Source organism: Streptomyces sp. NBC_01261 (assembly GCF_036226385.1).
Lineage (GTDB): Bacteria > Actinomycetota > Actinomycetes > Streptomycetales > Streptomycetaceae > Streptomyces.
In genome coordinates, this window is sequence record NZ_CP108463.1 from 3,355,799 (window position 1) to 3,367,557 (window position 11,759).

12 protein-coding genes are annotated in these 11,759 nt (G+C 70.9%); 4 read left to right on the forward strand and 8 right to left on the reverse strand.

Annotation, left to right across the window (positions count from 1 at the left end; translation table 11 throughout):
• Nucleotides 1-14: 14 nt before the first annotated feature.
• From OG226_RS14355 to OG226_RS14385, 7 genes are all read right to left on the reverse strand, one after another.
• Nucleotides 15-689, reverse strand: coding sequence for a 4-carboxy-4-hydroxy-2-oxoadipate aldolase/oxaloacetate decarboxylase (locus OG226_RS14355; protein ID WP_329349168.1), 675 nt, complete (start codon nt 687-689; stop codon nt 15-17).
• An 18-nt stretch (nt 690-707) separates the two neighbouring features.
• The gene (locus tag OG226_RS14360; protein WP_329349169.1) at nt 708-1,922 is read right to left on the reverse strand and encodes an aspartate transaminase; all 1,215 of its coding nucleotides are present in this window, start codon (nt 1,920-1,922) and stop codon (nt 708-710) included.
• Between the two features lie 5 nt (nt 1,923-1,927).
• Entirely contained in the window at nt 1,928-2,671 is a 744-nt protein-coding gene (locus OG226_RS14365; protein WP_329349170.1) for an SDR family oxidoreductase, read from the reverse strand.
• Nucleotides 2,672-2,749: 78 nt separating this feature from the next.
• Nucleotides 2,750-4,060 carry an MFS transporter gene (locus tag OG226_RS14370; RefSeq protein ID WP_328677664.1) on the reverse strand — a complete coding sequence of 437 codons (1,311 nt, stop codon included), beginning with the start codon at nt 4,058-4,060 and terminating at the stop codon, nt 2,750-2,752.
• 298 nt (nt 4,061-4,358) lie between these two features.
• Nucleotides 4,359-5,345, reverse strand: coding sequence for a biotin-dependent carboxyltransferase family protein (locus OG226_RS14375; RefSeq protein ID WP_329349171.1), 987 nt, complete (start codon nt 5,343-5,345; stop codon nt 4,359-4,361).
• Nucleotides 5,338-6,135, reverse strand: coding sequence for a 5-oxoprolinase subunit B family protein (locus OG226_RS14380; RefSeq protein WP_329349172.1), 798 nt, complete (start codon nt 6,133-6,135; stop codon nt 5,338-5,340). The genes OG226_RS14375 and OG226_RS14380 overlap by 8 nt, the downstream gene beginning before the upstream one ends.
• Nucleotides 6,136-6,140: 5 nt before the next feature.
• Complete coding sequence (locus OG226_RS14385; RefSeq protein ID WP_329349173.1) at nt 6,141-6,920, reverse strand: LamB/YcsF family protein; 780 nt, start codon at nt 6,918-6,920, stop codon at nt 6,141-6,143.
• A 309-nt stretch (nt 6,921-7,229) separates the two neighbouring features.
• Between OG226_RS14385 and nac the strand changes: the two genes are divergently transcribed.
• A complete protein-coding gene (nac, locus tag OG226_RS14390; protein ID WP_328677671.1) occupies nt 7,230-8,144 on the forward strand; it encodes a nitrogen assimilation transcriptional regulator NAC in 915 nt (304 codons plus the stop codon).
• Between the two features lie 111 nt (nt 8,145-8,255).
• Nucleotides 8,256-9,248: a 2-hydroxyacid dehydrogenase gene (locus OG226_RS14395; RefSeq protein ID WP_329349174.1), complete on the forward strand. Its 993-nt coding sequence runs from the start codon at nt 8,256-8,258 to the stop codon at nt 9,246-9,248.
• A 4-nt stretch (nt 9,249-9,252) separates the two neighbouring features.
• Here OG226_RS14395 and OG226_RS14400 read toward each other — a convergent pair whose 3' ends face one another.
• Entirely contained in the window at nt 9,253-10,146 is an 894-nt protein-coding gene (locus OG226_RS14400; protein ID WP_329349175.1) for a helix-turn-helix transcriptional regulator, read from the reverse strand.
• A gap of 155 nt (nt 10,147-10,301) precedes the next feature.
• Here OG226_RS14400 and OG226_RS14405 point away from each other — a divergent pair, with 155 nt between their 5' ends.
• Together OG226_RS14405 and OG226_RS14410 are read left to right on the forward strand one after the other, a co-directional pair.
• Complete coding sequence (locus tag OG226_RS14405; RefSeq protein ID WP_328677676.1) at nt 10,302-11,219, forward strand: alpha/beta hydrolase; 918 nt, start codon at nt 10,302-10,304, stop codon at nt 11,217-11,219.
• Between the two features lie 67 nt (nt 11,220-11,286).
• A complete protein-coding gene (locus OG226_RS14410) occupies nt 11,287-11,757 on the forward strand; it encodes a MarR family winged helix-turn-helix transcriptional regulator (protein WP_328677677.1) in 471 nt (156 codons plus the stop codon).
• Nucleotides 11,758-11,759 lie beyond the last annotated feature (2 nt).

Here is an 11,759-nt window from a genome sequence, read left to right on the forward strand (position 1 = left end):
CCGCGGGGCCGGTCCTACTCCTCGATGACGAGGCCCTTCGCGGCGAGCACCGGCGCGAGGTCGCACATCTCCACGACCGTCTTTCCCGCGCGGTACGCGGCGATGAACCCGGCCTCGGCGTCGACCCGTTCCCGCGAGAGGGCGGCGGCCTCGGCCGCGTCCTCGCGGCGGACGACGACCACGCCGTCGGCGTCGGCGCGCATGATGTCGCCGGGGCGGACGAGCACACCGCCGACGGTGATCGGCTCGCACATCGGGCCGACGGTCTCCTTGACCGTGCCCTTGATGGAGACGCTGCGGGAGAAGACCGGGAAGCCCAGGGCGCGCAGGTCCTCGGTGTCGCGGACGCCCGTGTCGGTGATCAGACCGGCGAGGCCCTTGGACTGGCAGGCGTTGGCGAGGACGTCGCCGAAGGAGCCCGCCTCCTCGTAGTTGCCGGCGGACACGACGACGACGTCGCCGGGCCGCGCGTAGGCGATGGCGGTCTGGAGCATGAGGTTGTCGCGCGGGGCGCACTGCACGGTGAACGCGGGGCCGCACAGGGACATGGTGTGGTCGACGGGCTTGATGGCCGAGTCCAGCGCCCCGAGGCGGCCCTGCGCCTCGTGGACGGTGGCCGAGGAGAAGGCACTCAGCCGCTTGACCACGGCGGGCTCCGGGCGGTCGAACTTCGTGCTGACGCGGATCATGATGACCTTTCGGAGGGATCAGACGGTGGGTGCGGAGGTCAGTTCGGCGCACGCCGTCGCGATGCGCTCGCAGGCCTCGGTGAGGACGTCCGTCGACGTGGCGAACGAGATACGGAAGTAGCCGGGGGCGCCGTACGCGGCTCCGTGGATCACCGCGACCTGCCGGCTGTCGAGGAGGTGGCGGGCGAAGTCCTCGTCGTTCTCGATCCGGGCGCCGGCCGGGGTGAACTGACCTATGGCTGCCTGGCAGTTGACCAGGAGGTAGAAGCCGCCGTCCGGAACCGTGCAGCTCAACTGCGGGACGTCGTTGACGAGCTTCACGGTCTCGTCGCGGCGGGCGCGGTAGACGCGCACGGTGTCCTGGACGAAGTCCTGCGGCCCGGTGAGCGCGGCGGCAGCGGCGGCCTGGCTCACGGACGAGGGGCACGAAGAGGTCTGGGACTGGAGGGTGTTGATCGCCGTCACCAGGTCGGCCGGGCCCACTCCGTATCCGATGCGCCAACCCGTCATCGCGTACGTCTTGGAGACGCCGTTGGTGAGGAACACCCGGTCGGCCAGGCGCGGTTCGACCGCCGCGAGGGACGGGGCGTCCTCGTCGCCGTACCAGATCTCGTCGTAGATCTCGTCGGTGAGGACGCCGACGTTCGGGTGGGCCAGCAACACCTCGGCCAGGGCCTGGAGTTCGGCGGTGGTGTAGGCCGATCCGGTCGGGTTTCCCGGGGTGTTGAGGACGACCCAGCGGGTGTTCTCGGTGATCGCCGCCGTGAGCCGCTCCGGCGTGAGCTTGAAGCCTTCCGCCTCGGGGCAGTCGACGATGACCGGCGTGCCGTCGTTGGCGCGGACCATGTCCGGGTACGACACCCAGTACGGGGCGGGGACGACGACCTCGTCGCCCTCGTCCAAAGTCGCCATCAGGGCGAGGAAGATGACCTGCTTCGCGCCGCCGCCGACGGTGATCCGCGCGTCGGTGACGTCCAGGCCGTGGCGCTCGCGGAGTTTGCCGGTGATCGCGGCGCGCAGGGCCGAAGTGCCGTTCACCGGCGTGTACTTGGTCTCCCCCTCCTCGATGGCCTTGATCGCGGCGGCCTTGACGTGGTCCGGGGTGTCGAAGTCGGGCTCGCCCACGGTGAGGTCGAGGATGGTGAGCCCCTGGCTCTTCAGCTCGCGGACGCGCTGGGCCGCCGCGGTGCTCGGCGAGGGCTTGATGCGGCGCAGGCGCTCTGCCGTCTTCACGGTGATCAGCCCTCCCTGCGCTCGAAGTTGAGGCCGCCGGGCACCTGGAAGGTGGGCAGGATCTCGATGTGGCCGATGTTCACGTGGCGGGGCGAGTCGACGGCGAACTCGATGGCGTCGGCGATGTCCTCGGGCTTCAGGGACTCGTAGCCGTCGTAGAACTCACGCTGGGCGGCCTCCATGTCGCCCAGGAGGCGGCCGAAGATCTCGGTCTCCACGCGGCCGGGGCAGATCTCGCTGACGCGGACGCGGCGGCCGTAGCCGTCGACGCGGAGCTGGCGGGAGAGGGTGTGCACGGCGGCCTTGGTGGCGTGGTAGATCGTGTTGCCGCCGAAGTTGTAGACACCGGCGATGGAGCTGATGTTGACGATGTGGCCGCGGTCGCGCTCGACCATGCCGGGCATCAGCAGGCGGACCAGGTGGAGGACGGCCTGGATGTTGACGGCGATCTGCTCGTCGATCGCGAACTCGTCGGCGGTGAGGATGTTGCCGGTCCGGGAGACGCCCGCGTTGTTGACGAGGACGTCGATCTCCAGACCGTCGAGGACGGCGGTGAGCGCCTCGGTGTCGGTGATGTCGACGGCGTGCGGGATGCAACCGGTCTCGTCGGCAAGGGTGTTGAGCCGGTCGGCGGTGCGGGCCACGGCATGGACTTCGAGGCCGCGCTTGGCGAGCCGTTCGACGACCACGGCTCCGATGCCGGTCGACGCTCCGGTGACGAGGGCCGTCCTGTAGTCGGAGATGGGCATGCTGAGGGCTCCTTGCTGTGCGGGGGTGGGGGGTTGTGCGGACGTGCGGGTGCGGGAGACGCGTGGGGCGTGGCGCGGTCAGGCGTCGCGCAGGGGCAGGTGGGCGCGGTCCGTCACGCGGGACACGGCGATGAGCGTGCCCAGGGCCGTGATCACGGCGTAGAAGGCCGGCATGTTGACGTTGCCCGTGCGGTCGATCAGGTAGGTCATCAGCAGGGGGGCCGTGCCGCCGAAGAGGGCGGAGGAGACGTTGTAGCCGAGGCCGTAGGCGGAGTAGCGCACCCGGGTCGGGAAGAGTTCGACGAGGAGTATGTGGATGACGCCTGTGTGGCCGGCGAACACAACGGCCATGATGCAGGCGCCGATGACCGCGAGGGCCACGTTGCCGGTGCCGATCAGCAGGTAGCAGGGGATGCCGACGACGGCCATCGCCACGGCGGATCCGGCGAGGACCTTCTTGCGGCCGACGCGGTCGGAGAGGCGGCCCATGTAGGGGATGGCGATACAGATCGCGACCAGGCTGGAGGCGGTGACGAGGAGGCCCTGGACCTTGCCGAAGTGCAGCTCGCTGCTCATGAAGGTGGGCATGTAGCTGAACAGGACGTAGTAGCCGGAGCCGTTCATCAGGGGGATGAAGAGGGCCAGCAGCATCGCGCGCCGGTGCTCGGCGGAGGCGAAGGCCTCCTTGAGCGGGTTCTTGGAGAGGCCGTCCTCTTCTTTCAGGCGGGTGAAGTTGGGGGTGTCGCTGATGCGCTTGCGGATGTAGATGCCGGCGATGCCGAGCGGCACGGCGAGCAGGAACGGGATGCGCCAGCCCCAGGACTCCATGCGCGCGGAGCCGAGGCCGCTGGTCATCGCGGCGGCGACCAGGGTGCCGGTCAGCAGCGCGAGGAACGAGGCGATCTGCGCGTAGCTGGTGTACAGGCCGCGCTTGCCCTCCGGGGCGTGCTCGGCGAGGAAGCTCATCGCGCCGGAGGCCTCGCCGCCGACGGAGAAGCCCTGGGCGACGCGGAGCAGGATGAGGAGGGCGGGGGCGGCTACGCCGATGCCGGCGTAGCTGGGGAGTACGCCGATGGCAGCGGTGGCGGCGCTGATGAGGAGGATGACGAAGACCAGCATGCGCTGGCGGCCGATGCGGTCGCCGAGGTGGCCGCAGATGACGGCGCCGAGGGGGCGGAAGAAGAAGGAGACGGCGTAGCCGAGGAAGACGAGCTGGACGGCGTTGTCGGAGCCGGGGAAGAAGACGGCGGCGAGCGAGCCGGCCATGAAGCCGAAGATGCCGTTGTCGTAGAGCTCGGCGAAGATTCCGACGCAGCCCGCGAGGGTGACCTTGCGGGCGGTTCTGGGGTCGACCGTGCTGGGGACTGGCTGAGCGGCCACGGTACTCATGGCGTCTCCTGTCTGGGGCGGGGCGTGGTCGGGGGAAGGGCGTTGCGGCTCCGTGCGGGGTGCTTCCGGCGGGGTGGCGGGGAGCGGGTGGGTGTGCGGGTGGGTTTTGTGTGCGGGTGGGCTAGGTGCGGGTGGGCTAGGTGCGGGTGGGGAGCGGTCGTGGGTTTGGTGCGGGTCGGTGGGGGCTGGTCGCGCAGTTCCCCGCGCCCCTTCCGAAGCGGGCCTGTGTGAGGAAGTGCGGGGCGTCAGGCGCCGACCGGAACCGGAACCGGCAGCCGGACGTAGCCGGTACCGGGGGTCAGGCCTCCGCGGGTGCGCGGATGCGTAGGGCCTCGAAAACCGTACGGACTCTGGTTCTCAGGGCGTCTATCGCTTGGCGTTGGGCTCGGTGGGCGGTTACCGCCTGGGCGAGGGTGCGGTGGCGGAAGTGGATGGTCTGGCCGGGGCGGACCTGGCCCAGGGCGGACAGGCCGGTGGCAGTGACCACGGCGAGGACGGGGTAGCCGGCCGTGACGCCGCGGCCGCGGTGCAGGACGAGGAGTTCGTCGCCCGCGGGTACTTCTACGGCGCCGATGGGGACGCCGCGGGAGAGGACCTCGCCCTGGGTGACTCGGCGGGGTACCGCGCCCTGGAGGCGCAGGCCGATGTGGTTGCTTCGCGGGGTGACCGTGAAGGGGGCGTCGAACAGGCGCCGGCCCGTGTCGCCGAACTCGGCCCGGTCGGGGCCGTCGGTGACGTCGATGGTCCAGCTGGTGGGGAACGGGGGGACCGGCGCCTTCAGGCGGAACAGGGGGATGCGCGAGAAGGGGTGGTCGATGGGCGGGCAGCCGGTGCGCAGGGTGAGTTCGTCACCGGCGCTCAGGGTGGGGCCGAAGCCGAGGATCGTGTCGGGGGCGCAGCTGCCCTGGAGGTGGTCGGCCTCGAACGAGCCGAGTACGGCCAGGTAGACGCGGAGGCCGTGGTGGATGCCGGTGATCCTGATGGTCTCACCGGCTCGGACCGGGACCGGTTCCCACCGCGGGCGTGAGACTCCGGCGACGGTGAGGTCGGCGGGGGCGCCGGTCACCGCGATGAGGATGTCGCCGGAGGGGACGCACGCGAAGTCCAGGGCGGTGATCTCCAGGAGCGGGGCCCGGTCGTGGTTGCCGCACAGGACGTTGGCGACGCGTGCCGAGTGCTGGTCGACGGCTCCGTTGGCGGGCAGGCCGTAGCGGGAGCGGCCGACGCGGCCGAGGTCCTGGACGGTGACGATGCCGGCGGTGCGGACGGTGAGGATGTCAGCCATGGCGCACCGCCGGGTCCGTACAGTCCGCGAGGCTCAAGTCGGCGTAGTCGTCCCACTGTTGGGGCTCGATGGGACGGAAGCGGAAGGTGTCGCCGGGGCGGTACGCGGTGATCGGGTCGCTGTGCAGGTCGAGGACGCGTACCGGGGTGCGGCCCAGGAGCGGCCAGCCGCCGGGGGACGGCATCGGGCAGATGACCGCCTGACGGCCGGCTACGGCTACCGAGCCGGGGGCGACCTTGGTACGGGGTGAGGCCAACCGCGGTACCGGTTTCGGGAAGGGCGGGCCGTCCGTCATCGGGGCTCCGGCGGGTGCGCCGAGGCAGCGCACGGTGAGGTCGGAACCGGCGTGCAGGGCGATGATCTCGCCCTCGGTCAGGCCGAGTTGGGCGGCGACCTCGGGGAGGTCGGGGCCGTACTCGGCGCCGTAGACGACGGGGACGACGAAGTGGCGCGGGGGTGTGGTCGGCGCGGGGTGCGGGCCGAGGCGGGCCGCTTCGTGGGCCAGGACGCGGCGGACCGTGTCGTGGTCGGTGGCGGCGCAGTCGAACTCGACGAGCAGGGCGTCGTAGGTGGGTACGACGTCGTGGACGCCGGTGAGTTGGACGGCGTTCAGGGCGTCGGCGAGGGCGTGGACGAGCTGCCAGGCGGGTTCGGCGGCGAGGCCCACGGTCTTGGCGACCAGGGCGGAGTCGCCGCAGTCGGCGATGGTCACGTTGGCGTTGACTTTGGCGTAACCGCCCTTTGCAGTGGGCCCGTTCACGACGGGGCCGTCCACGAGGAGGCTGTTCATGTCGGTCATCCCTGGCCGCTCAGGACTTTGTCGAGGGTCGTGATCTCGACGCCGGCGGCGAGGAGTTGCTCGCGGATGCGCGCGGCGAGCGCGATCGCCCCGGGGCTGTCGCCATGCAACAGGACGGTGTCGCAGGCGACTTGGACGTCCGTGCCGTCGACGCTGCGGATGACGCCCTCGGTGACCATGCGCAGGGTGCGCCCGGCGACCTCGTCCGGGTCGTGGATCACGGCGCCGGGTTCGGAGCGCGGGACGAGCGTCCCGTCGGCGCGGTAGGCGCGGTCCGCGATGCCCACGATCCCTACGCGCAGGCCACGGGCGCGGGCCGCGTCGGCCAGCTCGCCGTCCTGCGCGAGGACGATCAGTGACTCGTCCAGGGCGGCCACGGCGTCGACGACGGCGCGGGCGTAGTCGGCGCGGACGGCGACCAGGTTGCCGAGGCGGCCGTGCGGGGCGACGTGGTGGACGCGGGTGCCGTGGGCGACGGCGAAGGCCTGGAGGGCGCCGATCTGGTAGAGCACGTCCGTGCGGACCTCGTCCGGCGTGAGGTCCATCGCGCGGCGGCCGAAGCCGACCAGGTCGGGAAAGCTCGGGTGAGCGCCCACGGCGACCCGCTTCTCCACGCACGTCCGCACGGTGGCGTCCATGATGCGGGGGTCACCGGCGTGGAATCCGCAGGCCACATTGGCGGACGTCAGCAACTCCAGAAGGGCGGCGTCGTCGCCCATTGCGTAGGCGCCGAATCCCTCGCCGAGATCGGCGACGAGATCAACCATGGGAGTCATGACGTCCTCCGGGAGGGAATGCCGGAAAGGGGGAATTCCGGGGCGGGGAATTCTGGATGACAGCCGCCAGCACGTCTTCGTGACACCGGGAACGGAGAATGTTCCGGGGCGGGTGTTCCGGTCTGGATGTTCCGGTCTGGATGTTCCGGTCAACTTATTCCGCCGGTCGCGTGATCGCCAATATGCGTTCGGTCTGGCGTTATCGCGAACGGCTATGACCCCCCTCACAGCCCCCCGCTCACCCGGGCTGTGCTTCGGGCTGATCCCTCCCTACGATGAGGCTTCGCTCCATCTGGAAGGCCACGCGCAATGGACACCAGGCGTCTCTACTCGTTCATCAAGATCATCGACGCGGGGAGCATCACGCGCGCGGCCGACATCCTGCACATCGCCCAGCCGGCACTGAGCCAGCAACTGTCCGCGCTGGAGGCACAGTTCGGGCAGCAGCTGCTGATCCGCAGCAAACGCGGGGTCGCCCCGACCGAGGCGGGCCGCGCCCTGTACCTGCACGCCCAGCTCATCCTCCGCCAGGTGGACCTCGCCCAGGCCGCCGTCGACGTCTCCGGCCGGGCCCCCGCCGGCAGCGTCTCGGTCGGCCTCGCCCCGTACAGCCTGGGCGCGGCCCTCGCGCTGCCCCTCCTGAAGAGCGTCCGCGAGCGCTACCCGGACATCCTGCTGCACATCAACGAGAACTTCGGCGGCGTGATCAGCGAGGCGATCATGACGGGCCGCATGGACATGGCCTTCATCTACGGCGCCGGGCCGCTCCGGGGTGTCCAGTTCGAGCCCGTCCGCACCGAGGACCTGTACCTGATCGGCGCGCCCGGCGACACGGCGCCGCCGGGGCAGGGCGAGGTGAAGCTGGCGGAGCTGGCCGGCCTGCCCTTGCTGCTCCCCAGCCGTATCCACACGATCCGGCAGGTCGTGGACGCCGCCTTCCAGCAGGCCTCGCTCCGGCTGAACGTGGTGGGCGAGGTCGAGTCCGCGCTGACCCTGGTCAACGCCGTGGACGCGGGCATCGGCGCGACGGTGCTGCCGTGGTCGGCGGCGCGGGCCATCCTCGACGTCCGCGAGCTGTCCGTGCGGCGGATCGTGGAACCCGTCATCACGGTCAAACTCTCCGTGGTCACCTCGGACAATCAGCCGCTCTCGGAGCCCGCGCTGGCCGTGCACGATCTGTTCCTGGAACTGATCGACACCGACAGGAATAAGGACGACCAATAGCGTCACACGAATCCGCTATTTGTCTCCGGTGACCGCCGCGGCTAGCGTCTTTCGAATAATCCGCCCGGCCGGTAATGCATGGCTGTACATGGCTCGTCACTGGAGAAGAACATGAAGAATCGTGTCCTCGCCGCCCGTGAAAACCTGCCCGGTGAAGGCCTGCGACGCCTGTCCGAGAACGCGGAGCTGGTGGCCTGGCCCGGTGCCGGCAAACCCGATTCCGCCGACCTCGCCGCGATGGCCCGTGGCGTGAGCGGTGTGCTGGCCCTCGGCAACGACTCCGTGGACGCCGCCCTGATGGACGCGGCGGGCCCCTCGCTGCGCGTCATCGCGCTGGCCAGCATGGGCTTCGACAACGTCGACCGCGCCGCCGCCGCCGAGCGGGGCATCGTCGTCACGCACACGCCCCGCGTCCTCGCGCAGACCACCGCCGACCTCACCTTCGCGCTGATCCTCGCCGCCCGCCGCCGCCTCGGCGCGGCCTCCGCGAGCCTCGCCGACGGCTCCTGGGGACTGTTCCGGATGCACGACTATCTCGGCCTGGACGTCCACGGAGCCACCCTCGGCCTGGTCGGCTACGGCCAGATCGGCCGCGCGGTCGCCCGCCGCGCCCACGGTTTCGGGATGCGCGTGATCCACCACGACCCGTACGCGCCCGACGACGACCTGTCGACCTCGGTGGGCCTGCCCGCACTGCTGGCCGACTCCGACGTCGTGTCGCTGCACGTGCCGCTCACCGACGAGACCCGCCATCTGATCTCGGCCCGCGAACTGGCCGCGATGAAGCCCACGGCCACGCTGGTCAGCACCGCGCGCGGCGGAGTCGTGGACGAAGAGGCCTTGTTGGACGCCGTCCGTGCGGGGCGCCTGCACTCCGCCGGGCTCGACGTCTTCGAACGGGAGCCGATGGGAACGGAGTTGTCCCCGCTGGTGGCCGAGCCGAACATCGTCACGCTGCCGCACATCGGGTCGGCGACGGAGGCGACCCGGGCCGCGATGGTCGACCTGGCGGTGGACAACATCCTCGACGTACTGGCCGAACGGCCCGCACGTACGCCCCTTCCCGGCAGTTCCGCGGTGACGGGCGCGCCGGTCGGCGGCTGAGCGCTCATCCCGCCTGAGTGCTGGTGAGACCGGCCCACTGCAACAGGAACCGCAGCGCGTCCTGCGAGGGCGAGTCCGGTGGGGCCGTGTACGCGACGAGGAACTGGTCCGGGTGCGTGTCGACGGTGAACTGCTGCACGTCGAGGGTGAGTTCACCGGCGACCGGATGGACGTACGTCTTGGTGAGCTGTCGCGGTCCGCGTACCTGATGCTCGGCCCACCAGGTGCGGAAGTCCGGGTCGCGGGCGGTGAGTTCGGCGATCAGGGTGTCAAGTGCCGGGTCGTGCGGGGTGCGGCCCGCCTCCATGCGCAGCACGGCCACGCACTCGCGGGCGGCCCGGGGCCAATCGGCGTACAGCGCCCGGAAGTTCGCATCGAGGAAGGTAAGCCGGATCAGGTTGCGCTCGGCCGGGGGCAGGGCGCCGAAGTCGGTGAGCAGGGCGGTGGCCGCGCGGTTCCAGGCGAGGACGTCCATGCCGCGGTGCAGCACCATCGCCGGGACGTCGTGCATGGTGTCCAGCAACTGCCGTAGCCGCGGGGCGACTTCGGAGCGTCCGGGTGGCCGGGTGGATGCTCCCGGCGCGACCTCGGCCAACGTGAAGAGGTAGGCGCGCTCGTCCTGCGCGAGGTGCAGCGCGTCGGCCAGCGCGTCCAGGACGGCGCGGGAGCCCCGGCGGGTGCGGCCCTGTTCCAGGCGGACGATGTAGTCGACGCTCACGTGCGCGAGATACGCCAGTTCCTCCCTGCGCAGCCCGGGGACGCGCCGCAGCCGGCCGTCGTCGGGGAAGCCCGCCTGGTGCGGGTCGCGGTCCGCTCGGCGGGCGCGCAGGAAGTCGCCGAGTTCGTTGCCGGAGGGGCCGGAGGGGCCGGCGGGGGGCGGCGCGTCACGGTCTGCCATGGGTCCAGTGTCCCCGGGGCGGCGAGGGCGTGCCTGGTACAGAACCGCATAGGCAGAGCCGTCCCTGGTGGCGCGGGGCGGGGTGGCGTGACGGTGGGGGCACGGCCGTAGAACCGGCCTCTCTCTCCTCCTCACCTGCGACTGGAGTGCATCCCATGCGTACCGATGTCACCTTCCTCAGTGCCGGCCTGAAGCTCGCCGGTCATCTCTACACCCCGGACGGGGAGACGCCGGGGGTGCCGCGTCCCGCGATCGTGGTCGGGCATCCCGGTACCGGGGTGAAGGAACAGGCCTCCGGTCTGTACGCCCGCCTGCTGGCCGAGCGCGGGTTCGTCACGCTCGCCTTCGACGCCGCCCACCAGGGCGGGAGCGAGGGCGAGCCGCGCGGTCTGGAGGATCCGGGGCAGCGGGTCGAGGACCTCAAGGCCGCCGTCTCCTTCCTCGGCACCCTCGACGAGGTCGACCCCGGCCGCATCGGGGCGCTGGGCATCTGCGCCTCCGGCGGCTACGCCCTCGCGGCGACCGCGACCGACCCGCGCATCCGGGCCGTGGGCGCGGTCAGCGCCGTAGACATGTCACGGCAGTTCCGGCTCGGCGCGGACGGCGCCCAGGACCCGACCGTGGTGGAGGGCATGCTGGTCGCCGCCTCCGCGGCCCGTACCGCCGAGGCCCACGGCGCGGACGTCCAGCGGTTCCCGGTCTTCGCCGCCACCGAGGAGGAGGCGCGCGCGAGCGGTCCGCATGTCCACGACGGCTGGGAGTACTACCGCACTCCACGCGCCCGGCACCCCCGCTCGGCCAAGTCGCTGACCTGGACGAGCGTCGACCGCATCGCCGCCTTCGACACGTTCGCGTCCGTCGCGCTGATCGCTCCGCGGCCCCTGCTGCTGATCGTCGGGCGGGCCGCGGTGACGTCCTGGATGAGCGTGGAGGCGTTCCAAAAGGCGTACGGGCCGAAGGAGTTGGTGTGGATCGAGGGCGCTTCGCACGTCGATCTGTACGACAAGGACGCGTACGTGACGCCCACCGTGGAGAAGCTGGACGACTTCTTCGCCACGCATCTGGCGGTGTGATTCAGCAGACAGGGAAAACTGCACAAGTAACTTGGCAAAGTTACTTGTGCAGTTTTATGTTGGATCCATGACCACGAACTCCGCGCCACAGCAGTCCGTCGCGACCGCGCAGCGGCTCAACGACGCGATCATCCGGCTGCGTGCACGACTGCGCACGGAGTCCGGGCAGCATGCGACCGGCCTGACCCCGACGCAGCTCGGCGTGCTGGCGAGTGTCGTACGGGAGGGGCCGGTCACCGCGGCACGGCTGGCCGCGCTGGAGCGGGTCAGCGCGCAGTCCATCGCCCAGAGCCTGGCGGTGTTGAAGGCCGCCGGACTGGTGCACAGCGCCCCCGACGAGCGGGACGGCCGCAAGAAGCTGATGAGCGCCGACCCGTCCGCGACCGAGCTGATCGACAAGCTGCTCACCGGACGCGCCTCCTTCCTGGCGCGGGCCATCGACCAGTTGGTGGCCCGGGACGAGCGCGCGGACGTGGAGAAGGCCATCGAGCTGCTGGAGCGGTTCGCCACGGCCGAGCTGAACGAAGGCGGCATATGAGG

What these genes read in the sequence shown, in the direction of transcription:
- nac (WP_328677671.1), top strand. Translation starts at nt 7,230, where the DNA reads ATGGACACCAGGCGTCTCTACTCGTTCATCAAGATCATCGACGCGGGG.
- OG226_RS14370 (WP_328677664.1), bottom strand. Translation starts at nt 4,060, where the DNA reads ATGAGTACCGTGGCCGCTCAGCCAGTCCCCAGCACGGTCGACCCCAGA.
- OG226_RS14375 (WP_329349171.1), bottom strand. Translation starts at nt 5,345, where the DNA reads ATGGCTGACATCCTCACCGTCCGCACCGCCGGCATCGTCACCGTCCAG.
- OG226_RS14395 (WP_329349174.1), top strand. Translation starts at nt 8,256, where the DNA reads ATGAAGAATCGTGTCCTCGCCGCCCGTGAAAACCTGCCCGGTGAAGGC.
- OG226_RS14410 (WP_328677677.1), top strand. Translation starts at nt 11,287, where the DNA reads ATGACCACGAACTCCGCGCCACAGCAGTCCGTCGCGACCGCGCAGCGG.
- OG226_RS14385 (WP_329349173.1), bottom strand. Translation starts at nt 6,920, where the DNA reads ATGACTCCCATGGTTGATCTCGTCGCCGATCTCGGCGAGGGATTCGGC.
- OG226_RS14400 (WP_329349175.1), bottom strand. Translation starts at nt 10,146, where the DNA reads ATGGCAGACCGTGACGCGCCGCCCCCCGCCGGCCCCTCCGGCCCCTCC.
- OG226_RS14365 (WP_329349170.1), bottom strand. Translation starts at nt 2,671, where the DNA reads ATGCCCATCTCCGACTACAGGACGGCCCTCGTCACCGGAGCGTCGACC.
- OG226_RS14380 (WP_329349172.1), bottom strand. Translation starts at nt 6,135, where the DNA reads ATGAACAGCCTCCTCGTGGACGGCCCCGTCGTGAACGGGCCCACTGCA.
- OG226_RS14405 (WP_328677676.1), top strand. Translation starts at nt 10,302, where the DNA reads ATGCGTACCGATGTCACCTTCCTCAGTGCCGGCCTGAAGCTCGCCGGT.
- OG226_RS14355 (WP_329349168.1), bottom strand. Translation starts at nt 689, where the DNA reads ATGATCCGCGTCAGCACGAAGTTCGACCGCCCGGAGCCCGCCGTGGTC.